Genomic DNA, 26060 nt, shown 5'->3' with positions numbered 1-26060 from the left:
GCTAAGTACCGCTAACGAAGGAGTATATCCATGATTAGCAATTAAAGTTTGATCCGATAAAGCTGCTTACGCATCTGAACCAATTGCAGCCTTAGCTTAACCTGATCTGGCGCTACCGGAAGTAAACTGTGCAAGCAAAGTTCCTGTACTTCCTGAAAAAGCTCTTGCGACCAGACGAAAAGTTCATCATAGCTATAGGCGCCACTCTTGATGCACAGGAGCTCTTCCCTATTGGGACGTCGTATCTGCAGTTCACTTTTGGACAAAATCTCCTTTGCCTGTTGCAATAGACGTATGGTATGCATCATATTTTTGGCGTCATAGCCTTGCCCGTGATTCATTGTCCCTTCAAAGCGCGCCTCATTGCGTTCTGAAACCCAGCGAAAATATTCATTATAAGCCTTGCAATAGGAAGAATAAGCATCATGATTAACAAAAAGGTACGCACAAAGTGTTTCTTCCTTAGGGATAGAACTGTAGGAAACCTCATTACTCTCCAATGTGGCCACGACACCTTTGTAACCCAGAGTCTGGATCTGATCATAATACAAGGCATACATACCCTTTGCATGTTCGATCTTTGCTAAACCGCAGTTTTCCTGTTTCCAATATCGGTTGCTTAACCAATCTCTTAACGATAAACTTCCATGACCAGCTATAACAAAGCAGAAATCCAGCAAACTTTTACGTTCACGATCCATTGGATTGTTGATTTTCTTATTCAATCCTTTTGCCTTCCGCACCTGTACCATCGCGTATTGCGCAAAGGTCATAGCTGCCTCTCGCGTGATAAAATCCTGCATTTTAAATTGCTCCATTATTGGATCTTGGTATACGATGCAATCAGCAGGACTAGCCAAAAGCTCCAATATATTGGGATTACTCTTTGAAAGTAGCTCCACAAAGCGTCCGAGCTCATAATACACTTCATCATTACTGGCATTAGCCACCTGGGCAATATATTGACCGCTCAAGTAATCTTCCACGGGTAGATAAAATATCCCCCTGATATCGGTATCTGAAGATGCTGTGGCCAATCCATATGCCCGGCTGCCGACAACGGCCTCAAACAGGATCAGCCCGCTCTTTCGAAGTTCGTCTATAGTCATCTTAATAGGATTTTAAAGTAACTCTCCAGTCCCTCTTTATCCGATACGGATACGGGAACCTGTTTTACTTGATTATCTAAATATATCAACCTTGTTTCAATATAATTCCTTATGGTCGCAGAACAACTGTATATAAACCCCTCATCGACTTGGCTCTTCAACTCCTGCAATTCCATAACTTCGTCTTTAACGACATGAGGCAATAATACGGATAGTTCTGCCAATGTCATGGGCGCATAACTGCGGTAGGTAATACACCAGTCTGCCGCAAGTAAAGACCTTAGGCTATAAAACAAGCTCTTAAGCTTCATCGTTTCGTGTTGAAGATCTTCTATTTTGCTACGGACAATCCCTAAATAATGATGGGCGTGCCTACGTGCGTCAAAATAATTTTCGATCATTGTCCTAAAACTTATTTTGAATCCATTAAGCTCGTAATAGACCACTGGTGATTGGATCCATTCAAATGGACTGACATTACTCTTATACAATAATTTTAGTACTTTAAACAGATCCCAGCCTGCTATATCGAGGTCATCGATTATCGGAAACCGCATTTCGGTAGCCAGCGGAAATAAGCGGGTGTAGTCCTCCACTTTTCTCACATAAATAAACCGAACGTCGTAATCACTGTCGGTTGAGGGGAATCCCCAACCTCTACTTCCAGATTCACAGGCAAAAAGTATACGTACCCCTTCGCTCGCTTCTATTTCCATTAGCTTATTGATGATATGTGCTTTCATTTCTTAGTGCTTTTTTAAAATTTTCATTAACACAAAGATCAATTGCGATACTGAAGCCTTTTTGCGCACAAAAAAAAGAGTATAAAAATCAGAGGAGACCGCTTGTTATCAGGCAGATAATTTTCTTTAAAAAAATTGAAGCTTGCACGGCAACACAAAAGTACGCAGATAGATTGCGTAGCATAAGGCAACTAAGTATGTTTGATTGAAAAGAAAGAAAATTAAAATTTGAGAATATGACACTTACAACTAGCTCTTCATTTACGTTTCAACAATAGCTGGGGGTTGAGTACAGCTTAATTATAATTCTTTTATTTATTCACCTTGCTGTCCGCCCTTTAACGGTCCTTTGACCTGATGAATAACCTCAAAGGAAGGAGGCCGGTAGTCATTTATTTGGATTTGTCATAGAATGATTGTAACTCATCTTTTGATTCCGTGAATTTAAAATATTTTGGCTCGTGTAAAATAGAATTGAAATAAATTTCTTGCATCCTTTTCTTATCCTTTAATTCAGCAGATGCACTGAATTGTGCAATCAATATACTGTAAAAACTACTAATGTGCCATTCATTGTATGCTACTGTTTTATCGTACCCAACCCAATCAAAGTCTGCGTAGTCAAAGTTTTTAAAGTAGAAATATTCCTTGCTATTAAACTTTGGAAGTTTGTCGCAAAACTCAAGTACCTTTTTATTGTTCTTCATCATCTGTAGAACTTTGAAGCGTGCTCCAACCAAAGCATCCATCATATTCAAAAAGAAGATTGCCTTTTCAGTGTCGTCCTTAAATCCTAAACTGTCCATATTGAAATTGTACTTGCTCAAATCAGCTTCGTTAAACAATGAGGCTATACCACCATGTATGCGATAGTAGTAGTTATCAAGCAACCATCGACTATCAATCTGCTTGGAAAGAACTTCATTTGCTACCGCTACAACTGGTCTTGCCTTGACTTTTTCGTTTGTCCTATTGTAATGAATTTCGCGGACGACATACCATAATACCAACTCTTCGTCGTTTGGTCTTGCAAGAAAGTGAGTCTCCAAAATTGTATGGTCACCTTTGCCAACCGCAATCAAAGCATCAACAATATGATTCAGCTTAGGTGTCCGTAATGAGTCAATTGATTTGGCAAATTGATCTCCTCTTGCATTTGTATTATAGGAATAGAGCTCAGCAATAGCTATTAAATTATTGAGGTCTTTTTGATCAAGCTTTATTTGGGCTTTAGTAAAAAACGATGCTGCCAAAAGGATAAGACTTAGAAAGTATTTCATTATTATTCGTCTATGTGTTTGCATATTTGTTCTATCCGCGTCCAATTAGTTTCGTGAAAACCTCACAGCTTCAACGCCAAGGGTCCATCTTTAGTAACAAGACTAGACCAACCTGGACGAGATCCCACAGTCAGCTTTGCGATCAATCTCTCGGATAAAAATATATTGGCCACTGTTTCTTCTCCAAAATCCCAAGTCACTTCAACAGGCGACCATGCATTAAATGGTTCAAGATTCTCATTAACAAATTCCACAGGATTTAAAAAGAGTATATTTTCCTTTTGATGCCATTCAGGTTCGCTTGGAGTTGGAGCGCTATTATATAACCATATATCTCCAACGATTTTTTTTTCTTCCCATAAGTACGCATAACATACCGTGTCGTCATCTTCGATATACACCGCGAACTCTGGTCGATCGTTTGATACATATTTTGTTAAACTAGCCATTGGCTGAAGGGTTAAAACAACGAAGTCTGCACGGTATCACTTCCTAATGGTGGCAATCCCTCCCAGTCGAAGGCTTCATAACGATGCTTCCCATCGGGGCGATTTGGATAACCTCGCAAGGTATACACGGGATAATGCTTTAGCTTTTCATTGGGCATTTCAAACAGTAAAATCGGCGGCATATCCTCTTCCTGAATATCCTCGATCCATTGGCGCTCGAGATCCTCCGGTAAAAATAAAGGCATCCGATGCTTATTTGGCCCATCATTGTGGATATTGGCCATCACTTCATTGGCTGCCCGAGTAAGCATACCAAAAGATCCTACGCGTTCGACTACGCCATCTTCATCCACCGTCTCATGCCACTGGTACAAGCCTGGTAGATAGAACAACTCCCTGCCCTCCGCACCAATAAAATAAGGGACTTTCTTTTTCCAGCCCTTTACCGCACGATGCTCATATGTACCACTCACAGGGATAAGACAGCGCTGCTTGCGCAGGCGGTACCAATAGGATTTTTTATCCTCTAGGATACGCTCGCTACGGACATTGATCATATTGCGCCTTCGATCGGCCTGCAACTTGGGATCATCAATATAGGTCGGCAATACGCCCCACTCCATCTCGGTCAAGGCCAGCTGACTTGAATCCTTGTCCTTATACAGGATCGGATATTTGGGAAAGGTAATGGCCTGGACATTTTCCAGATAGTCATAATTGTAATCCAATTGACGACGCTCGTCCCGCAGTTGCGGAAAGGTCTTTTTGATAATCTCAATATCGGTATGGAGGCTAATATCCCAGCACATAATGGTGTCCTTTCTTTGTTTGGCTTTGATACGAATATACACAATTTACGCTGTAAATTTGATCGATCTAAAGCAAGAAAATAGGGCTTTTCGGTTCGTACTGGATCGGGCTAACGAAGGATGTCTATAGCAAATACTTTCTTTTGGGTCTGCCCGTCGGTAATGGTAGCCACCACTCGGCCATACTCTAGTGAAAACAGGATGTCGATGGGATTCTTGCGCTGGAACCTGGTCTTGGTACGCAGGTAGTTGACGATGTTTTTTTCGTAGAGCTTGAGCATGCGCTTGTCCCAGTTCTCCTCCTTGATACGGTTGAGAAAGATACGGTAGCCTGATCCGGTCGCCAGCATGCTCTCAATCTTATCGGCATCCTGTGGCAGCTGCATGGCTCTTCCCTCCTTCGCCCCAAGTTGATGGGCATGCTGATCGGCGCTTTCCTTATCATCGTAAGGGGTAAGTAGAAACCCTGTCTTGTCTTTGACATCAGGCCACTCAAAGCGCTGCAGCACAAAGTCGGTATAACCGGACTCGACGAGCTCGCGAAAGGAGCTTTTGGTGACTTGTTCAAAGGGATTGTACAACATAGGACTAAGATAGGATTAATTATTCACTCCTGGGATCGGGCTTTAGCGGCATCTTGGCACAGCGGATCACCTCGATCGATGGACACCCATATTCGACAACAACTTTACCCTCGATCAGATAGATACCAGCTCCTCTTAGCGGATATTTCACCAGTGTCTGTGGAAAGTGTACGGTATCAAAAAAGCGCCCCTCGGCATCGAGGAAAGTACCGAATTTCATCAGGTCGCCACGCCTGGTCTTGACAAATTTCTCGCAGACAAAATCCCCTACCAGACGTACTATTTTCCCTTCATGCAAATGGAGCTCGCGAGCTGGCATATCACCCTGGTAATCGCTTTTGGCCAGGTCAAACAACGTACCGGTCACGCAAAAGCCGATCAACTCGATCTCATCGTAGTAGTCTTCCAGGATATCCTCCTCCAAAGGTGGAAGAATGGGTTTGCGGCTCTCGGTCTCAAAGAGGGCCATGCCGACAGTCGCTGGCTTATGCCTGCTCATCAGCAGATGGGCCTCCCAGAGCAAGGCCTTCTTCCCTATCCCCGTAAACCGCAGGGCACCGACACGGATCAGGATAATGACCTGCTCGAGCCCTGCCTGCGTCCGCTTGACAAAGTCCTGCAAACTTTGATAATGACCATTTGCTTCCCGTTCTGCGATGATGCGATGGGCCAGCTTGCCTTCAAAATTGAGCAGACAGTCAAAACCCAGATAAATATCCTTTCCGCGGATGGAGGTATTAAAGACCGACTGATTCACACAGGGCAAGCAGATATTGCCTCCCGAAATCCGCGCTTCATTGACATAGACCTTGCGGTTGTAAAACCCACCATAATTGTTGAGCACCGCAACCATAAACTCCAAGGGATAATAGGTCTTGAGAAAAAGGCTCTGGTAACTCTCTACAGCAAAGGAAGCGGAGTGCGCCTTGTTAAAGGAATAGCCGGCAAAGCTTTCCATCTGCCGCCAGATCTCGCGGCTGACTTGCTCGTCATAGCCCTTGGCCTTGCAGTTGGAGAAAAACTTATCTTCAATCTCGATCAGATGGTCTTTGCTGCGATATTTGCCCGACATCATGCGCCTGAGCACATCGGCATCGGCCATATCGAGTCCACCATAGGCGTTGGCTATCTTCATCACATCTTCCTGATAGACCATCACGCCGTAGGTCTCTTCGAGCTGTTCCTTAAACACCGGGTGGGGATAGATGACCGTTGTGGGATCATGATGCCGGCGGATGTATTCGCCCATCATACCCGAACTGGCTACGCCCGGACGGATAATGGAGGAGGCTGCCACCAAGGTCAGGTAGTCATCACAGCGCAGCTTGGTCAGCAGCTGCCGCATCGCCGGGCTCTCGATATAGAAACAGCCGATGGTATTGGCCGATTTGAGCTGTGCAGCAATCTGGGGATCCTCAAAAAATCGCTTCGGATTGTCGGTATCAATGACTACACCGAGATTTTCCCGCACAATGGTACGGCAATCTTTGATATGGCCGATCCCGCGCTGCGAAAGTATATCAAATTTTTCAAAACCGATATCTTCGGCCACATACATATCAAATTGCATGGTGGGCAATCCCTTTGGTGGATTGTCCATGGCGGAATAACAGGTCAGCGGTTCCTCGGAAATCAATACGCCACTGGCGTGTATGGTGCGCTGATTGGGAAAATCAGCCATGCGGTTGTACACGCTTAAAATGGTGTTGGTCACCTCATTCTTGTTGAGCATATGCTCGGGCTCATGCACCAGGCGGTCGATCTCGGCCTTGGGCAAGCCGTATACTTTGCCCAGTTCACGTAGGATACTCCTGGAGCGAAAGGTGCTCATGGCGCCCATCAAAGCGGTATGCCCGGTCTGATAGCGGTTGAAGATAAAATCATAGATCTCGTCTCGCTCGTTCCAGCTAAAATCAATATCAAAGTCGGGTGGACTCTTGCGCTTGGGGTTGAGGAAACGCTCAAAGGGCAGGTTGAGGGCTATGGGGTCAACATCGGTGATACCCAAGCAATAAGCAACGGCGGAATTGGCTCCAGATCCGCGGCCTACATAGTGAAAATTGCGTCCCCGAGCATAACGGCAGATCTCGTCCGTAATCAGGAAATAACTCGAGAAACGCAGGTTTTCGATAATCTCGAGCTCACTCTGGATGCGTTCGGTCGCGATCCGGTCATTGCGGCCATAGCGCCTGGAAAAACCGTCCATACAGTACTTATGCAGCAGCTGCTTATCATTGTAGCGATTGCCGGTAAAGGTTGCCTTGTTTTTGACGCTGGTAAAATCAAAACCAAAGGAACATTGCCCCAGGATACGGTTGGTGTTGGCGAGCAGCTGCGGCAGTTCGGAAAACAGGCGCATCAGTTTGACCCGGGGGATAAATACCTCATCCTCGGGGGCGACCTGCTCCGGACCGAGCTGCGAGATCAGCAGGTTGTTGTCAATCGCCCGGAGCTGCCGATGTAAGGTATAGTCGGTCCTGCGGAAACTCACCGTAGCCAGGATCACACAGCGATCGAGCAGTTTTCGATCCATGAGCTGGGCGCGCGTACGTTCGCTGGGCCGGATGCCGATGTACTCGAAATCACGCAGTGGAAAGCCATTGAGCTTGTGAAAGGGATAGATCACAAACACCTGCTCAAAGTCTGGCGATCGCTCCGGTGTAGGGCGGTTTTCCATATTGAGCTTGGTGCGGAATTCGTTGATCTCACGGAAGCCCTGTTCGTTCTTGGCAATGGCCACGAAACAGAGCTGATCGCCGCTGCGAAATTCCATGCCTGCAAGCAGGTTGAGTCCGGCTGCGCGGCCCATTTTGATAAAGTCCAGCGATCCGGAACTGTTATTGATATCGGTGAGCACAGCGGTATCATAGCCCCCAGCGAGCATGCCCGAAATAAGATCCTGCAGGCTGAGGGTACCAAAGCGCAGGCTATAATAGCTATGTAGATTTAAGAGCATGCTCCCCTCCTTTCTCTGGCGGCGGTGCACAGATGGCTTTCATCAGAAATTCGGCGCCATAGCGTTTCCGGATCTTGTCCATGGCCTGCATCAGGTTGACCTCCTCGGCGCTATCGTCAAAGAGGTCGGTCTGATAGGAACCGTAGATCAGCCCCGAGAACTTGATCCCGATAAGGCGGATCAGCATCCTGCGGCTATAGAGTTTTTTGAACAGGGAAAGCACCACATCCGTGAGTTTTCTGTCCGAATTGGTATAAGGAATCTGCAGCTGTTGGGTATGGGTATCGAAATTGCTGTACCGAATCTTGAGGGTAACGCAGCTAGTCAGCTTCTGATCTTTGCGCAGGTCAAAGGCCAGCGTGTCGACCATGCCGATGAGGGTACGGCGGAGCACATCCATATCAATGGTATCCTGCTGGAAGGTGTTTTCCTTGGACATGGATTTCTGTTCACGAAAAGGTACGACCAGCGAATCATCCAGCCCATTGGCTTTGCGCCAGATATTGATCCCGTTCTCCCCGAGGACCTTCTGCATCGTGAACACCTCCATCTGCTGTAAGGTACCGATCTTGGAGATCCCCATATTGCGGAGCAGGGTAAAGGACTTCTCGCCGACCATGGGAATCTTGCGGATAGATAGCGGCGCCAGGAAGCCCTTCTCAGTACCATTTTGCACCTGCTTCTCGCCACAGGGTTTGGCTGTACCGGTGGCAATCTTGGACACGGTCTTGTTGACTGATAGGCCAAAACTAATCGGAAGGCCCGTCTCTTTGATAATGCGCTGGCGGAGTTCCTGCGTCCACTTCCAACAACCAAAGAAGCGGTCCATGCCTGATACATCGAGATAGTGTTCGTCTATACTGGCTTTTTCGACAATGGGGGTTTCCTCTTCGATGATCTGGGTGACGATACTGGAATACTGACTATAGCGATCGTGATCGCCCCGCACCACAACGGCCTCAGGACACATACGCAGCGCCAGCCGCATCGGCATAGCGGAATGCACGCCAAACTTACGCGCTTCATACGAACAGGACGCCACTACCCCACGGTCGCTGTTGCCGCCGATGAGCACAGGTACGCCCTGGAGCTTGCTGTTCTGCAAGCGCTCCACCGATACAAAAAAGGTATCGAGATCACAATGTACTATACTCCTTTCCATGTCTTTCAATTGCCTAAAAAGCCCTGTATTGTGGCTTTTGATTTTTGGTAGTTGCTCTGATCAAAAATACTAATATTATTAGCAAACAAACAAGAGAATGTTTTGGTTTAGTTTTTATCACATTCACAGTCAGCGATATAATTTATGGTGGGCATCGCGTTAGTTGTCCCTTAAATTATTAAGTTATTTTTTCTGTATTGTAAAATAGGCTTTCTTTCAAAAACAATCACAAATTCAACAAGAATGACCTCTACTGAAAATACATTCTATCTTTAGTAAAAAGTGTGGAATAAAAAAGCGCAACGTCATGAAATAATCCATGCGTTGCGCCAAATTGAACACCACTACCTACAAAATTTTTAATTCATGGGCAAATTAATAAGATCTATATTGGGAGCAGTACCAGTAGCAGGTCTTGTAAAAACAGTATTTTCTGCCACGAAATCATTAAAAAATCCACCGTTTTGCAAAAAGAACTTACCGTTCTCAACTCCACCTCTATAATCGCCGCGTTGATTATTATCACCTGCGCCGTCCACACTAAATTTACAAGAAGTTGATTCGATCCATGTACCCGTTGTTGTCCTAACCCAAAAATTTGAATAATATGCCTTTCGGCCCAAGTAGCCCATCGTATTATTGAAATTTTCAAGAAAAGAGTAAGCACCTTTTATGTAGGTTGAAATAGCCGGTCTTTTAAAGGTCGCAATATATTTCCATGTTCCTAACTCTGGAACATAAAACCAAGATGAATAAAGTGTACTTCCTAACCCGTCCGGTCTTATTCTTGTCAGGAACTTATACGTCGTCCCGGTTGACCAGTCGTATGTCCAATTACTTTTTCCGCCTGTTCCCTCGCCACCGAAACCACTGACGACCACATCTGTACCGCTACTCACTGCAGTGGTTTTACCGTCAGCCTCATTGCTTGGATCCCATACGGAAAATATAATTTTTCGTTGTGTAGCTGAATTGACCTGAAAGCCAAAATATCCTTGTCCAAATCCATTTGCCATGTAATAACTACCTACAGGATCCTGTCCTGCGGGAACAGTCACTTCATTATACATCCATTCATAGGAATTTCCAGTAGGAAGACTTGGCGTTAAATGTACCGAAGGGCCACGACGTGAAAAATAATAGCTTGCAGGTATGTTCGCATAGGTAAGACCGGAGGAAGCTACCGCACCACCGATAAGAATATCGGTCATATTACCGATGTAAGTCGAAGTTTTGCTTATTCCCTGTAGATCTACTTTTACATAACCAGGTGCAGCAATCTGCACTGCACCTGCATAATAGTCTTTTGCAGGTGCTCCACCTGTCAAGGTTACATCGAAACTCTGTCCATTGACAGTCAAACGGACCACACTCGTGCCTGTGGTGACGTAGCCTCGTATTCCCAAATGTAAAGTACCTGATTGTGTTACCTTGAAATAGGTACTTACCACAGCCGAAAGGCTGGTCCAGTTACGCAGCCCATAATTTGAATTATCAAAAATCTCTGCCCCACCGGATCCATTGGTCACAAACGCATTCCCACCCATAGGAATCGCAAGCGTCAGATCATTGATATCTCCCTGGATCAGACTCGAACCCTTTTTGCTAACTGTTTCGGACGGATTATGCTCTACGGCATGATCTCTTTCACATGAGAGAAGCAAAAAGCCTGCAAAACTCAAAACCGCGAAAAATAGATATAAATATTTGATCTTTACCATTTCAGTTGTTGTCATGATCGCAATTTCTTATTGTTTAACCAGCCTGAATTTCTGTGCATTGCCTGTATGCGCTGAATAGATTTGTATCTGCGTATCGTTGGCGGTACTTGATCCATTTACATCAAGGTTTTTACCTATGGCAGATGCTGGCTCAAGGTTATAATTGCCGCTTCCCACATAAGTAATCTTCCACCGTTGTGCAGAAGTATTTGCAAATGTGGCCACCTGAACAGGCGTGCTGTTTGCAGATCCACCGCCCCGTACTTCCAATACTTTAGTCGTATCAGCCACATTCTTCAAGGCATAATATCCACTTCCAACACTTCTCAATTTCCAGACCTGATTGGGCGTTGTCGGATAATTATAAGTCCATAAGGTGACATCCTCACCATTAACTGGAGGGTTACCGTTGGCATCAACCAGCTTGCTCGGCTCTTTGGTTAATGCAGATACGATTTTGTAATTGGCTCCATCTGTCAAAATACCTTGTGGCGAGTAAAATGTAATCAATAATATATCGAGATGTGAATATCCTGACAGTTTGCTTGCGAGGTCTGCTTCTCCGTAATAACGTGATAGTGCCCATGCATACATCTTCACACGTTCTGTGCCAACGGTTTTGGTCGGGAAGTAAGATTTCATCGCATTATCGACAGATGCATCGTAACTAATTCCATCCACACCATAGGTAGTCAACTTGCTGTACATAGAATCCATGACAACCTGTTGCTGCGCAGCTGTCTTGCCGCTCAAATCTGACCAGTTGCAATAGTAACTTACCTTCCAACCAAGCTGCTTAAAGCCTGTCAAATGCTGCGGATACATACTTTCTATCAATACTCTGTTTTTAATGGAATACAGGCTATCCATTTTCTTCAAAGTCTTTAAAAATAATTGTTCATTTGTGGCGCTGTTCAAATCTTTACAATCCAACCAAAGGGAAGTATAGCCCGGAAGCTTCTGATTTAGGTTGGCAAAATACTCTTCCAATGTCTGTCCTGTTGCTGTTCCGGCTTCATGTCCGATTAGGCAGGTTGGCTGGCCGTTTTTATTGGCAACATAGATATCCACCTCCAGGCTATTAATCCCTTCGTTGATAATCTCATCAACCTTAATCAGATCATTGGCCCGATGTGCACTTACAAAGGTCGGACCAGCCAATGTCGTATTGACTTTGCTTGTTTTTTTGGGCGCGTTTTCCTGAATTTGGGTAATATCTTTCTGACAGCCCGCAAATAGATAAGTCATACAGGCAAACATACAGACTGCTTTGCCAAACATTAATGTTGTTTTTCTCATAATTTTTATTGTTTAAATAGTAAGTATATCGTTAAAAGTTAATTTTTCTGGCTGTCATCCGCCCTGCTCCATGAATATTCAGCTGATGATCATTGAGCTCCAAAACACCAAAAGCATTTTGGTCGGCGGTTTCGATCATCCCTTCTAGTGTAATCATCGGAATACCTTTATAGCTTGCAAAATTACCGGGATGATGATGACCTGAGATAACCGCCTTTACAACCGGATATTTTTCGATAAGGGCCAATATCACTCGGTTATTCAGTGCTTCAAGGCCATTCTCGGGGAACAAGGGATGATGTGTGAAAACAATCACTTTTTTGGATGCTGACTGGGCTTTGTGAAGTTGTCTTTCCATCCATTTCAGCTGTTTCTCGCTGATGCCTCCATTCCAGGGCTGATCATTGTTTCTTTTTGCTGTCTTCAGTATATCATTGAGTTTCTTCCAAGCCTCACGTTGGCCTGATCCCGCCTTAGTGGCATATTCGGCAAGTTCATTGGTATTGAGCATGATAAACAGCCATTCACCTTTTTCTACAGTATAGTAAGGATTTGGCATGTTATATAACTCATATAAATGAGCCCCGTCATCAACATCCACATAATCGTGGTTTCCCAAGATATTGTAGACCGGTCTTTTGAGCTTGTTGAGTCGCTGAAGCGCCGGCTGCAGATCTTTGGGTCCTACATCGACCAAATCGCCAAGCATGACCGTAAAATCCACCTCCTCCCTGTTGATCGCTGTGATGGCCGAATCCAATTTGTCAAGTGAGTTTCGGTAGAAACGGCTGCCACGGGTATCCTTATCTGCGTACTGTGGATCGGCGATAAGACCGATCCTAACAACAGATTGAGCCTGGATCATACTGTAAAATAGGATGAACAGCAATGGCAAAAATACTTTTATTCCCATCCTGGATTTTGTTTTAAGTTATTATTCAATGTGATTTCATTTAGCGGTATACATTCGAGATAATCGCGGTTTTCCTTAAATCCATAGCCATTCGGCAGCTGCGTTGCAAAAGGATCCAGCAAACCGTCCGCATCAACTTTATAGTTGATTTTTGTACCCGTCCAATCCGAGGCCAAAAATGGATAACCTTTGGGACGTTTGCCTTTCAGCAGTTTATGGGCGGCCCATCGCCTAATATCGTCATAGCGAAATCCTTCGGCTCCAAGTTCTACGGTGCGCTCGCGTCGGATTTCTCTTAGCTGGTCTGATATATTGTAACCATAGTCAGCATACTTGTCCTTATTTTGATCGTCGCGAATAGCAAAATCCGGCATACCTGATCTTTTGCGGAGCAGATTGATTGATTTGGTATAATCGACTGTTTCTCCGAGTTCAGCCTTCGCTTCGGCATAATTCAATAAGGCTTCGGCGTAACGAAAGATGACTGCACCGGTTTCATCACTTGAGCTCCAGGAAACACCACCACCTGCTAGAGCCGATTTTGGATCATTTCCCTTCCGGATCTGGAAACCGGTATTATTCAAGGCTTCGCCGGATTTGTCCAGAAATGGCTTTTTAAAGGTGGCTTTACCAAATCCATTATCCCACATCACAGCTCCTGGTGTCCAAATAGTCTGGGATAGGCGTGGATCACAATCGGTCCGTATTTTTTCTAAAAAAGCATTGCCTTTCACAGTCTTACCAAGGGTAAAATAATCGTATGGCTGACCATTCCGGCCAAGGTAATGCTCCACCTGCTCAAAAGTCATGGATATTCCCGCTGTGCGATCGGACACGTAAATTTGAAAAGAGTGTGACAAATCACGGTTGACCGAATATGCCTTCCAAAGGATCACCTCTTTATTGGCAAGCTGATCTTTCAGGGAAAATAGTTTGCAGTAATCATTTTCGGGATCGTTGTTGCTATACAGCGACATGCCATATTTTGCATCCATCAGCGTTTCGGCGGCGGCAGCAGCTTGTCGGAAGTACTTATTGGGATCAGCGCCAGCTGTACCAAATGCTGTACCTTTGTGGTATTTCTGCCAGCTGCCTTCAAATAGGGCGACCCTGGATTTGAAGAGCAGGGCAGCCTGTTTAGAAAGCCTATTGTTTTTACCTTTTACTGTAGCCACAGGTTCCAGATATTCAATCGCTTTATCCAGGTGTGCCAAAATCGAGTCCACTACCGTTGTACGTGGGTCTCGTGCTTTGAATAATTCTTCAGAGTCCATCTCCAATGGATCCGTATACCAGGGAACATCACCGTAGAGTCTGACTTTTTCGAAATAAAACCAAGCTTTAAAGAAATGGGCCTCTCCTAAAAACTGTTTATATTTTTCAAAAGGATCTTTGCATTTCGTATAATTCTTGAAAAAGATATTGACACTCCGGATATTACCCCAGGTCCAGTTTCCGCCTGATGAAACCGGCGATTCGGTACCATTCCAGACTGTACTTGGTGAACTGGAAATCTGCACGTCGGATCCTCGCGTACCATCCCAACCGATTGATCCCAAATAACTACCTACTGTGTTAAAAGCTGGGAATACCGTATAAAATTGTATGGTATAATTTTCCAGGTCATTTGCCGTTTTCCAGTAGATTTCATTATCGATCTCTGTCAATGGTGGTTTATCCAAAAATTCTTTGGAGCAGGAACTGATAAACAGTAAAAAGACTGCTGTATATATTAAGATTATAATTTTTTTCATTGGTTATTGATTTCTTACTATAAATTTTCTGGCACTTACTAATAGCCGTTTATTATTTAATAGCAAATGTGGCTACAGTGAGATATTCATTCCGAATGCCCAAATCGCCTGTGAAAACATGCTTTTTCCATTTCCTAATTCTCCTAAAGTCGCCGTCTCAGGATCGAAACCGACCGGAAGCTTAGATAAAGTATAGATATTCTCACCGGAAAAATAGATACGCGCGCGCTTCAATCCGATTTTTTGGAGCATTAGCGGCGGAATGCTGTATCCGATCTGAAGATTTTTAAGACGTGCATAGGCACCATTCTGCAGATAGCGCGTTTGAACCTCTTTATTTTTGCTGTCCTGACCGGTGTTACTATAAGGACGAGGATAATAAGCGTTCGTATTTATACCAAGCCCCGAATAGCGGTCACCTTCGGTATCCCTATAGTAATCCATGTGGTGCGGGAACAGGGAAGATTGATTCCAGGCTCTAAAACCCCAGAATACATTGCCATCCAACCATAGATCACGCTTTCCAGTACCTTGGATAAATACCGCTATATCGATATTTTTATAGTTGGCTGTTAAATTAAGTCCAAACTGATAGCGACGGGTTGTATTACCAATGATTTTAAGGTCTCCATGGTCATTTATGGTGTTTTTGCCCTTATTGATTACCCCATCTCCATTGAGATCACGATATTCAACATCTCCCTTTTGCCAAGTCTGACCATTGATAAATTTCTGATAGCCAGAAGCGTTGATCTCATCAGCGCGTTCCTTTGTATTGATCAAGCCAACGGTTTCATAGCCCCAGATTTCTCCAGCATCTTTGCCCACATAGTCCGTTGTCAGGATACCCGTAGGATTGGTATACTTTGTAATTATATTTTTATAGTCAAACACATTTGCCGCTATGGAATAATTAAAATCCGAGCCGACTTTTCCATTCCAGCGTAAGCTAAAATCCCAGCCTTTGGTCTTGAGTTCAGAATTATTCTCTTTAGGAATATTTGCTCCCAATACCGCTGGAAGTGCCTGAGCTGGGCCAAGACGGTCATAGGTCAAGCGTTGGTAATATTCGAATTCGGCCTGCAGACGGTTTTGTAGAAAACCCGCTTCGACGGCCATGTTCGTTGAACGGGATGATTCCCATGTGAGAAAGCGATTGACCAAGTTGGGTGCGGTGGTGTATGCAGGGCGCATGCCATCAATAAGCCAACCTAAATTACTTTTGACGCCCAATAATGCGAGATCCTGATAGGCTGCGACGTTCTGATTTCCTAGTCGTCCCCAGGATCCTTTAAGCTTAAAGAAAGGAACATAAGCTTGAAGGCCAGCCCAAAATTTCTCTTTTGAAACCACCCATCCTGCTGATAGCGAAGGGAACGAGCCCCACCTTTTACCAGGAGCAAATTTCGATGTACCATCATATCGTATATTACCCTCAAAGAGATATTTGTCCGCATAATTATAATTTAAACGAGCAAAATAGCCTAATGTAGACCAATGACTAAGGGCATCGGATATCTGCATTTCACCGGTTGCAGTTGTTAAGGAAGGCACATCTGGTGTGATAAGTTCCCTTTTTAAACCACTGAGAAGGTCATAGGAATTAATTTCATTCTGAAATCCAGCAAGTGCAATAAAATGGTGATCCGTTCCAAAATCTAAATTATAGCTTGTATAAATATTAAGGGCTTTGTAGGTGGTATTGGATTTGTCTTTACTGATATAGGAAGGAACCGTAAGCGATATTGGCACGAGCGTACCATCTACTTCATCCTCATAAGCCACCTGATTGACGCCCTCATAATTGTAGATTTTATAATCTATGGAATAATCGGCATTGATTTTCCAGTTTTTAAGGGGGCTGATCTCTGTGGCCAAACGCTGAACCAGATTATTGTCCGTCAATTTTTGATACCCCGCCTGCATCTGCGGCACCCGAGAAAGTTGCGAGTAATAACCATTTGGCGATTTAAGAAAAACCTCGGGATGCGTCCTGAAAATCTGGTGAATTATCATTCCGTATCCCCCTTCACCATTGTAGATCGGTCGGTTGCGCTGTTCATTTGTCAAGCGAGTATTCGAACTGATCTTCCACCAATCCGTAATATTGGCATCAAGCTTAGCCTGAAAATTGTAGCGTTTATACTTATCATCGACGATTCTGAAAACCCCTTTTTCGGATGCATGTCCAAGAGACAAAAAATAGGCCATGTCTTTTGATCCTCCTTTGACAGATAAATTTTCCTGCATCCGGCGTCCATTGCCATAATGGATATCTATCCAGTCATTATTGCCGTTTGAGAATTGATAGGTGGACCACTTCTTCGGATTGTTGGCATCAGGCACGGTCTCAGGTAATGAGGGATCATCGATATACGCTATGATCCTGTCGATCGTAGATTCTGAAAACAATCTGGCAACCCCCTGGTTGTCATGCATTTCATTCATGGCGCGGGCAAACGTGTAGGAATCAACCATTTTCGGTTTATTGATAATGGTTGTAGGTCCGCCATTCATCGAAAAATCAATCTGAGGTTTCTGATTAGCTTTCCCTGATTTGGTTGTTATCAGCAACACTCCATAAGGTGCACGGGCGCCATAAATTGCCGAAGCAGCTGCATCTTTTAAGATAGAAACACTTTCAACAGTGTTCGGATCGATGGTATTAATATCTCCGGCGGTGCCATCGATCAGGACATACGGACTACCTTGCCCCCGGATCTGTACCGACGGTGCAGCGCCGGGTTCAAAACCATTGTTACCATATGCGATGGTCAGACCACTGACTGTTCCATAAAGTGATTGGGAAACGTTGTTTACCGGTCGGTCCTGTAAACGTTTGCCATCGACAACCGCAACAGATCCCGTGAGATTAACTTTCTTTTGAACACCATATCCCACAACGACCACCTCATCAAGCTCGCGCGCCCGGTCAGCAGCCAGCCGAATCACAAAATCTCCGGTGAGGTCACTATTAATTAAAGTATCTATCGGTTTAAATCCCATAAAATGCACGGATAGCGTATCCGAAGGAAAAATCGAATTCAGCAGAAACATCCCTTTGTCATCAGTTTTGGATTTTGTGTTGGAGCGCTTTAAATTTAGGGTAGCTCCCGAAACCGGCGTACCGGAGGGATCGACGACTTTTCCGGAAATAGGTTTTACTTGGCGTTGTGCCTGTCGCGCTAAAACAAAACCACTATCCGTCTTTTTTACCTGAATACCATAGGGAGATAATAGTCTTCGTAAGACCTGGTCTAAAGACTCATTTTTGGTATCGAACCTCGCTATATTTATATTTTTTAGACCCAAGCTCTCTGTAAAAGAAATATCTGAGCCAGATCTCTTTTGTAGATCCAGGATAACATCCCGCAGATTTGTTTTTTGGTAGTTCTGGTTATAGATCTTGGCATTCTCCTGTGCATATATACTGTTCAATGGAAAAGTGCCGGATAATAGCAGTAGCGCCCCACCAAGACTTAAAGAAAGGTATTTGTTGCTTCTTTTTTCTTTTACTATTAGTTTTTTGTTAATCATTTGTTAATTTTGTATTGATTAAGGTTTTACGTCAATGAAACCGGGTATGGAATCGGGTGAGATAGATTCCATATAATTCTGTAAAGGGTCTTACACTATGTGAGCCCTTTTATATTTAATATAAAATGATCTCTTTTCCCTCCTGCTTATTATTAAAACTAATTTTCTTACCGGTCAATAACTGAATCTCTTCCAGCGCGGCTGTCATTGTTTTGGATTGTCGGAAATTAATATTATAACGATCCTTTAATAATTTCTCATCGGCTGTATGGAGTGAGAATCCATAGAAATTCTTAAAATTTTGGTTTAATTCTTCAAAACTTGCCTGATCCAGCTTAACATGGTCCGATAGCCATGAGTTCTCTAAAGAATATTCAGCATTGGTCAATTTAAAATTGCTAGATTTGCGATCGTAAGATATATTTTCATCAGCCAGCAATGTGCGCAGATTTTTCTCGTTGTTGTCAACCTGCACTTTACCTGTACACACCGATACCGATGTATTACTAATATCGCGATAAGCCTTAACATTAAAACTGGTACCTAACACCTTGATATGTAATCCACCGCCATGTACCGTAAAGGGTCTAGACGGGTCTCTCTTGACATCAAAGAAGGCTTCACCATAGAGTTTCACATCACGCCGACGGTTGTAATTGCCGACCGTTATGCCTGAGTTGGCATTGAGGATCACTTTCGTACCATCGTTCAGGATGACTGTCGTTCGTTCGGCAGTACCAGTGGATATCGTTCCTCTATCGAGATATACTATTTTGATTGGCTTTATCAGGCGGTCAATATGCGACGTTGAAAAATACTGATTATATAAAACGGTTGATAGCATAAACAGCATGATGCTCGCGACAGCGACATATATAAAACGTCGTCGGTTAGCGGATCGCTTACTTGCATATTCAGAAGCAGCCCCAATAATCCGTTGCTTAAGATTTTTGCGGTCTGGAATTAATTTTATTTCTGGATCTTCGTCTTTTTGTTGCCCCAAGGATTCATACCAATATTCCACAACAAATTTCTCCGCAGCACTCGCTGTACCTTCCCGGTACTTCTTGATTAGTTTTTTTAACTGGTTTTGATCCACTGGTAATCCTTTCTAGATGTGTTCTTTCTAGTAAGACAGTTGGTGATAATCAAAAGTATGTAAGAAATTAAAAAATTATTTGACCAGCAAAAAGGAAAGCATTACTGTCAGAGAACGAGCAAATTCGGGATGACGCTCTATTAACATGGCTTTAATACGGCGATGCATTTCTGCACTGTATCCTTTGACGGTCTGTTCGGCCAATCCTAAAGCGACAGCAATCTCTTTGAGGGTAAAATCTTCGTTGCGTAGCTTAAAAATCTTTTGCATGTGATCAGGTAACTCGTTCAAAATTTCCGAAAACAAGATGTTTAGATCTTTCTCGATCAAAAGATTGACCAAGGAAAGATCTACGACTTCAAGGTTTAGTGCAAGCTTATTTTTCACGTCCTGGCTAAGCTTGGCCTTAGCAAAATAATTCATAATTTTATTCCGCAGGGAAACATAGAGGTAATTGTAGACCGGACCATGTATAACAATGGACTCTCTTTTGATCCAGAGATTGATAAAGAGATCCTGTACAAGATCTTCCGCATCCTGCAGGTTTCCAATTTTTAAGAAAGCAGTCTGTGTCAGCTTGTCGGTATGGGTATTCACCAACATTTCAAAATCTGAAATATCTTTGATCAACAATTTTGATTTCATAATTTAATAGCTGGTTTAATTGCGTATAATATTGCTGTTCTTAATCAAACATACTGGATTTTTTTTGCATTAAAAGTCAAGCTTTTAAAACAAACGTTTGCGTAAATTTTCATTTTATCCCTTTCTGGATACAATACTTATCCAAGGTTGTTTTATTTGAAATTTTATTAAGTGGCGGGAAGTAATAAAATACCAATTCTTTAGCTTACCGATTGGCATCTTTTATAAATAATCGCATTCAAGCACTTCAAGCTGCTAACTTCCACGAAGCTGGGCACATTGGAATAATATTTAGGTACTTAAAACTTCGTATTAAATAAGATATATTTATACCATATTTATTTTAATTACTTAGAATTTATCTGAAAACAAAATACATTTATACAAAAAGAGCAAACACCGTTTACCATTTTATTTGAAAGACGAGTGCTATTCACTCCGCGGGTCTGGCTTTAACTGATAAAGACACCCTGGGGGAGCCAAAAGTATGGCTCTAGACTAGACAATCTGAGGAAAATAAGCTATATATGAGCGGAATATCCGGAATATTATACGTTCAGACCTTAGGACTAGATAGATAGATAGATAGATAGATAGAGATATCAAGTCCATGGGCTGGAGAGCAAAACAGCCTCCCATGGAGGCTGTTTCAACATATTATTTGGTATATTTTTACCAGTTGTCATTCGACTTGCTCATATTTATACTATTTGTAATCGCGATAATATAATTATTGATAAACTGTTCCAATTCCTGCTTCGCCGCTTCTCGCCTGACTTTACCATCTGTATTGAAAAGGGCTGTCTTTACCCAAAGATTACTTTTTTTGACCAATGGGTACTCAATTCCATTGTAGTTTTCGAGGTATTTATAATTGGGAGAAAAACGCAGCCGTCCATCCTTAAAGTCCATGGTAATCTTATAAAAAAAATCAAGATCATTACCTCTACCCCAAGCCGTTGCTTTTACTTTCATCGCATCGACGACAATCTGCTCACCTTCTATTTTTGTCGTAACTTTCTCCGGGTTATTGTAATACGAGTTCACAAATTTCAGCGCTGCTTTATACAGATCACTTTGCGATTTTCCTGCAAAATTCAGGACGACATAATTCTTCGATTCGTCTGCAGCATCTACAAAGTCATTGGGAGTTAATTTCATGGACTGCGCGTTTGCAAATACTGTTGTAACTAAAAACAGTAAAACAACAACAAAATTTTTTATCATTTATCAAGCGTATTTATTTTAAATTAGGATCAATTACATGAACAACTGTTGCTACGGCAACAGATATTATGCCAAAATTATATATTCGAATATTTAAATAAAATAAGTCCCCAGAGCGCAGTAGATTTTCAAACTCAAAAGGAATTTTTCCCTTCTTTTTTCTTAAACGAAATAAAAAGGTAATGGAACCCTACTACTGGAATCCATGCCCCTTTTGTTTGATCCCGATACTGTTCAAATCAATGAAATTGCAGAAATCTGCAGGTTTTACTACCTTAACTGCAGGAGATACACGAACCTCAAACTGATCTGAATATCGTGTTGAGGGAACTGAAAGATCTGCCATCAGCAGTTATCGAAAAATAAACATTAAATTCATAATTTATGGACGTTATTAAATCGGACGGAGACCATATAAAGATCATATTGAAAGAAATTTCTTTGAAAGATGCTAAGTCATTTTACCGATTGTATTTTGGAAATGAATCAGCCATTCAGGATCGGAAAACTGATGGGGAGCATATGAATCCGGTACAGTTTACAGAACATATTCTATCTCTTTGTAAGGAACTCTACAGTATACGAACTGTGGAAAATGAGGATATAGTTATTGGTGACTGCGCCTTACACCACTGGAATCAGGAAGAAAAGAAAATTGAGATTGGTGGTTCTCTGCTGCTCGAATATTGGGGAAAAGGAATAATGTCTGCAGCTTTTGAGTTGTTGATAGCATTGGCAAAAGAAAAGTACCAGGTAAACGTATTGGTAGCAAAGACAGAAATAACGAATCTTAAAGCACTTAAATTTGCGGAAAAATTGGGTTTTCAGAAGATGACTAATGAAGGAAATATCATTATTCTTGAAAAACGGGTTTTATAGATCTATATTCAGAATAATCCAAAAAAAAGCTTTCCCTCTTTTAATTTGAGGGAAGCGGTTCGAATAGGTACAAATCGATTTTATTGTAGCACTACATTTTTATAATGACTTATTGTATGAGTGCTTCAATATGCTTAGCGAATGTGGATTTTGTATAATCTGAGTATACCACCCTAAACCACTTCGGAAAGTTTACGCTTTTTGCTTCATTAATAGCTGCATAATTAATTTACTTTTTGAGCAATCGTCTTATTTTCGCTAGAGGATTTCGACTGAGACATACCAAAATATACTGCATCAACATGGCCGACAAATTGATGAACAAGTTTGATACTGCTTACGATGATCACAATGCCCCCATCGTCCGGTCCGGGATCGGGAGTAGATGGCGCTAGATAATAAACAATCGGCACTAGGGTATCCCCTTTTTGATAATAACCTAATAACTGAACTCCCTCATAAGTTCCGTTTTGTAAAGCTGTAATTTCAGCGGCAGATAAGCCTCGTATAGCTGCCATCGTTTCTTTAACTAAAAATTGATTTGCCATATTCTTTGTTTTTATGTGTATAGCAAAAGTATGGCTGCTACGGAAGGTATCTGAGGAAAAGAAGGTTTATGTAAGCGGTATGGGAGAAATACCGAAAAGTACTTATTGGATTGCCTGCTTTTCAAAATTATAGAACGTCCCTATTAAGCAAAAAATGGAATATCCTTGCGAATATTCCATTTCTCTAACAGCTCAATATCGTTAATTTGACTGTTGACCACTCGCTCGATCAGACTGTAACTTCGCATTTAGCTGAGCCTTCAACTCGTTAATCAGATCAACTGCCTGATTGTATTTGGATTTCAGGTCATTCACCAGGGCTACAGAAGTAGCTAAATCAGTGGCATCATTAAGAACTGATTTTGTACCGTTACTCGCGACGACATTGGCTACTACCGCAGACTGTGAGACAATGCCTTTAATCGTGGTGGTTGCGAGATTATTGTCGTGAATAAGCCTACGTAAGGGCGACCAATCCGTTGTCGCTCCAGTACCAAAAAGCTTTTTGGTAAAATATAGTTCATCCAGGGTATTGGCTTTTGAAAATATCCGAAAGGAGCTTATGGAATTAGTATCATTGAAATTCCCTGTTCTGTCCACTCCCAATGCAACCCCCTGAATCGGCCAGAATGGTGCTGTATCTTTAATAATAATCGGGGAAAATCCTCCTACAGGATTAATGCTGTTAATTGGCGTAAGGATATCATTTTTTTCCTTTACCTCATATGAATCGGCAGCTATTGTCCCATCGATTTCGATGTTTTGTTTTATAAATTCTTCTGAGTCAAAATCCTCTACATTAACAAAGGATGTACGCTTCCCTAAATCAAAAATTCCTTTTGCTCCATTTTTAAATCGGTTGTAGACAGAATTCTTGATTTCAATATATCGTGCTCCATCTTGTATTTCAATCCGTCCGATCATCGCTCCGACAACAGAGATCTGCTTGGCTGTGCTGCCTATACGCAGGATATTCCCAAAGTAACAATTGGTATAAGTACTATAACTTGAGCTATCGGAAACATCAACAGGATTGGCCTCCAATCCGACACCGATGAATGTATTTACCTTACAATCCTTACCCACAACGATGCCATATACGCTATTGGCTTCTGAGCTTCCGCCGATAAAGGTATTTTCGTCAGCTTGGGACATCAATACACCAATGCTCAAACCTTCAAAATAGTTTTGATAAAACGTGTTGTTGGTACTGTTACCCGCAGTGATACTACCACGCTGTCCCAATCCGATAAATATACCTGCATATGGGACGCTTGCCATTGGGGTGAGATACTTGCTACATCCACAGCCCAAAAATTGTGTCAGCTGTACGGAAGCGAGGTACCATCCATATCCATCACTACTATTCTTGCCATCCCCTACCCACACATTGGAGAACTTACTCCGTGCAATACCTCTAAGGTATAAGGTAATGGTGGTGTTGGCATTTCCGGAGAAAACCATATCACTGATAGTGATATTGTTGATAAACTGGGTTGTTTCGGTACCACCTTTAAATGCGTCAATCTCAAAAGCCCTGTCTGCAGATCCAGTAAACTTCAATATGGTGCCTTTTCCCTGTCCTCTAAGCTTGGCTCCTTCGAAAACAAAGTTTAGTGTCTGACTATAGGCGATCGTTCCGATGGGTAAAACCCCTTCTAGCGCTTTGTTTTCCTTTAGATAGTCGAAGAACACAGTCAAGCGCGTGGCATTATCAGCAAGTGAGGTACTGACACCAAAATAAAGTGCATTGGCATGTTCAATAAATTGGTGTTCCAATTTGATGCCTCCAGTTTCGACAATACTCCCGCCGTTGTCTGCCAATAAAGTTGTACTCCGTGTGTAAATAATAGGTGCTGGGGTATCCCCTTTCTCATAATACCCTAATAGTTCCACTCCTGCACAGCATCCGCTCTGTAATGCCAGAATTTCACAAGCAGATAAGCCTCGCATATCCGCCATCGTCTCTTTAATTAAAAATTGATTTGCCATATTCTTTTGTTTTTATGTGTATAGCAAAAGTATGGTTGCTACGGAGGCTATCCGAGGAAAACAAGGCATATGTAAGCGGTATACCGAAGATACCGAAAAGTACGCCTTCAACGCAATTTTTATTTGTATTAGCAGACGGCACATAAAACAAAACAGCTTCCCTCTTTTAATTGAGGGAAGCTGTTCGAATAGGTACAAATCAATTTTATTTAAACATTACATTTATGATGATGACTTATTGTATGAGCAAACAAAATATAAATAAGAGGTGTAATTCCCTCGCATCTTGCCCCCTTCAAATAAAAGCTGGGCAATAATTAAAAAAGATAGACGAACTTTAGTCCAACCAACACCTACGTAAAGAAGCTGTTGGTAAACTCTTCAATTTTGTATCTCAATTACATACTGCGATCAACGTAAATTTAGTTCTTTAAAGACTGCTTCTTTATACGTCTTTCCCAAAGGAAGATCTTTTATGTTATTCCTCATGACGACTTTGTCATGTGCCACCGCTTTTATGTAGTTGAGATTTACAATATAAGATTTGTGAATACGCATAAACATCTTTGTTGGAAGCACATCGATCATTTTCTTCAACGAATTGATTGTTAGATGCTCTTTATCGATTGTTTGAATCTTTATATACTCCTGGTCACCTTCTATATATTGAATTTGATCATATGGTATTAAATAATTCATATATTTATCTTTCAACGTATAAAACGTATTTCTACCTTTGTCAACATCAAGCCTTTGTTTTGAAAAGGTTACTTTATATCGAAGTAGAGATCTCATTAAACGGTCAAACCGATAGGGTTTTCGGATAAAATCAAAGACCTCAAGATCATACATGTCTGCTGCATGTGCAACTTTATCAGTGATAAATATAAAATGTGGTTTCTTTGATAAACCTTTCAAAAAATCTATACCATTTAACCCCGGCATATTAATATCTGATATCACTAGATCGACTTCGTTTTCTAACAGATAAGCCAATGCAGACATCGCATGATTAAAACTCGCTTTCAGATTACAAAAAGGAATTTGTCCGATATGTTTCTCAATCCCTTGCTTCGCTATTGGTTCATCTTCTATTAAAATACAATCAATCATAAAATTTACGATAAATTAAAATTTCAGATCTTGCGCATTATCCAGAAGGAGGAGCGATCATGAAATAATAATTATTAAAACAATTAGTGTGAGCTCGAATATATAGAATTTAATTTTATCCCACAATGTAAAGACTGCTCGCTTACAAATTATCGCTATATATAATATAATTATTACAATAGCCAAATTTACTTTACTTATTGACGCAATAAGTATGAAGGAATTTGATGCTAAAGATCCA

Annotated in this window: 21 protein-coding genes; 1 reads left to right on the top strand and 20 read right to left on the bottom strand. The window is 42.2% G+C overall.

What is annotated here, in order from left to right:
• Positions 1–41: 41 nt before the first annotated feature.
• From BWD42_RS02350 to BWD42_RS24580, 17 genes are all read right to left on the bottom strand, one after another.
• Positions 42–1109, bottom strand: coding sequence for a DNA polymerase beta superfamily protein (locus tag BWD42_RS02350; RefSeq protein ID WP_077432866.1), 1068 nt, complete (start codon positions 1107–1109; stop codon positions 42–44).
• The gene (locus BWD42_RS02345; RefSeq protein ID WP_077432865.1) at positions 1106–1852 is read right to left on the bottom strand and encodes a DNA polymerase beta superfamily protein; all 747 of its coding nucleotides are present in this window, start codon (positions 1850–1852) and stop codon (positions 1106–1108) included. The genes BWD42_RS02350 and BWD42_RS02345 overlap by 4 nt, the downstream gene beginning before the upstream one ends.
• Before the next feature lie 392 nt (positions 1853–2244).
• A complete protein-coding gene (locus BWD42_RS02340; protein ID WP_139350990.1) occupies positions 2245–3132 on the bottom strand; it encodes a hypothetical protein in 888 nt (295 codons plus the stop codon).
• Between the two features lie 62 nt (positions 3133–3194).
• Positions 3195–3581 (bottom strand): hypothetical protein, encoded by a 387-nt coding sequence (locus BWD42_RS02335; RefSeq protein WP_077432863.1) that lies wholly within the window; start codon positions 3579–3581, stop codon positions 3195–3197.
• An 11-nt stretch (positions 3582–3592) separates the two neighbouring features.
• Positions 3593–4390, bottom strand: a complete 798-nt coding sequence (locus tag BWD42_RS02330) for an SOS response-associated peptidase (protein ID WP_139350989.1) — start codon at positions 4388–4390, stop codon at positions 3593–3595.
• Positions 4391–4500: 110 nt separating this feature from the next.
• The gene (locus BWD42_RS02325; RefSeq protein WP_077432861.1) at positions 4501–4974 is read right to left on the bottom strand and encodes a hypothetical protein; all 474 of its coding nucleotides are present in this window, start codon (positions 4972–4974) and stop codon (positions 4501–4503) included.
• Between the two features lie 19 nt (positions 4975–4993).
• Positions 4994–7930 carry a DNA polymerase III subunit alpha gene (locus BWD42_RS02320; protein WP_077432860.1) on the bottom strand — a complete coding sequence of 979 codons (2937 nt, stop codon included), beginning with the start codon at positions 7928–7930 and terminating at the stop codon, positions 4994–4996.
• Positions 7911–9092, bottom strand: coding sequence for a DNA polymerase IV (gene dinB, locus BWD42_RS02315; RefSeq protein WP_077432859.1), 1182 nt, complete (start codon positions 9090–9092; stop codon positions 7911–7913). Before dinB ends, BWD42_RS02320 begins: the two co-directional genes overlap by 20 nt.
• A 359-nt stretch (positions 9093–9451) precedes the next feature.
• A complete protein-coding gene (locus BWD42_RS02310) occupies positions 9452–10828 on the bottom strand; it encodes a DUF3472 domain-containing protein (RefSeq protein WP_077432858.1) in 1377 nt (458 codons plus the stop codon).
• 12 nt (positions 10829–10840) lie between these two features.
• A complete protein-coding gene (locus BWD42_RS02305; RefSeq protein ID WP_077432857.1) occupies positions 10841–12112 on the bottom strand; it encodes an RICIN domain-containing protein in 1272 nt (423 codons plus the stop codon).
• A 31-nt stretch (positions 12113–12143) separates the two neighbouring features.
• A complete protein-coding gene (locus BWD42_RS02300) occupies positions 12144–13025 on the bottom strand; it encodes a metallophosphoesterase (RefSeq protein WP_077432856.1) in 882 nt (293 codons plus the stop codon).
• Positions 13016–14779, bottom strand: a complete 1764-nt coding sequence (locus BWD42_RS02295; protein ID WP_077432855.1) for a RagB/SusD family nutrient uptake outer membrane protein — start codon at positions 14777–14779, stop codon at positions 13016–13018. The genes BWD42_RS02300 and BWD42_RS02295 overlap by 10 nt, the downstream gene beginning before the upstream one ends.
• Before the next feature lie 72 nt (positions 14780–14851).
• The gene (locus BWD42_RS02290; protein WP_077432854.1) at positions 14852–18316 is read right to left on the bottom strand and encodes a SusC/RagA family TonB-linked outer membrane protein; all 3465 of its coding nucleotides are present in this window, start codon (positions 18314–18316) and stop codon (positions 14852–14854) included.
• A 115-nt stretch (positions 18317–18431) separates the two neighbouring features.
• Positions 18432–19415: a FecR family protein gene (locus BWD42_RS02285; protein WP_077432853.1), complete on the bottom strand. Its 984-nt coding sequence runs from the start codon at positions 19413–19415 to the stop codon at positions 18432–18434.
• 75 nt (positions 19416–19490) lie between these two features.
• Entirely contained in the window at positions 19491–20060 is a 570-nt protein-coding gene (locus tag BWD42_RS02280; protein ID WP_077432852.1) for an RNA polymerase sigma factor, read from the bottom strand.
• 672 nt (positions 20061–20732) lie between these two features.
• Positions 20733–21287: a DUF4468 domain-containing protein gene (locus BWD42_RS02275; RefSeq protein ID WP_077432851.1), complete on the bottom strand. Its 555-nt coding sequence runs from the start codon at positions 21285–21287 to the stop codon at positions 20733–20735.
• Between the two features lie 193 nt (positions 21288–21480).
• Positions 21481–21633 (bottom strand): hypothetical protein, encoded by a 153-nt coding sequence (locus tag BWD42_RS24580; RefSeq protein WP_175991932.1) that lies wholly within the window; start codon positions 21631–21633, stop codon positions 21481–21483.
• A gap of 38 nt (positions 21634–21671) precedes the next feature.
• Here BWD42_RS24580 and BWD42_RS02270 point away from each other — a divergent pair, with 38 nt between their 5' ends.
• On the top strand, positions 21672–22166 hold the full coding sequence (locus tag BWD42_RS02270; protein ID WP_077432850.1) for a GNAT family N-acetyltransferase: 495 nt from the start codon (positions 21672–21674) through the stop codon (positions 22164–22166).
• 224 nt (positions 22167–22390) lie between these two features.
• On the opposite strand, the gene BWD42_RS02265 is transcribed toward BWD42_RS02270, so the two are convergent.
• The 3 genes from BWD42_RS02265 to BWD42_RS02250 all read right to left on the bottom strand — a co-directional run bounded on the left by BWD42_RS02265 (position 22391) and on the right by BWD42_RS02250 (position 25819).
• Entirely contained in the window at positions 22391–22714 is a 324-nt protein-coding gene (locus BWD42_RS02265) for a hypothetical protein (protein ID WP_077432849.1), read from the bottom strand.
• Positions 22715–22915: 201 nt separating this feature from the next.
• Positions 22916–24706 carry a hypothetical protein gene (locus BWD42_RS02260; protein ID WP_077432848.1) on the bottom strand — a complete coding sequence of 597 codons (1791 nt, stop codon included), beginning with the start codon at positions 24704–24706 and terminating at the stop codon, positions 22916–22918.
• Positions 24707–25117: 411 nt separating this feature from the next.
• Positions 25118–25819 carry a LytR/AlgR family response regulator transcription factor gene (locus BWD42_RS02250; RefSeq protein ID WP_077432846.1) on the bottom strand — a complete coding sequence of 234 codons (702 nt, stop codon included), beginning with the start codon at positions 25817–25819 and terminating at the stop codon, positions 25118–25120.
• Positions 25820–26060: the final 241 nt, after the last annotated feature.

It is taken from the genome of Sphingobacterium sp. CZ-UAM (assembly GCF_002000245.1).
Taxonomy (GTDB): domain Bacteria; phylum Bacteroidota; class Bacteroidia; order Sphingobacteriales; family Sphingobacteriaceae; genus Sphingobacterium.
Note: the sequence above shows the minus strand (reverse complement) of the source record. Positions and strands in the feature narration are given on the sequence as shown.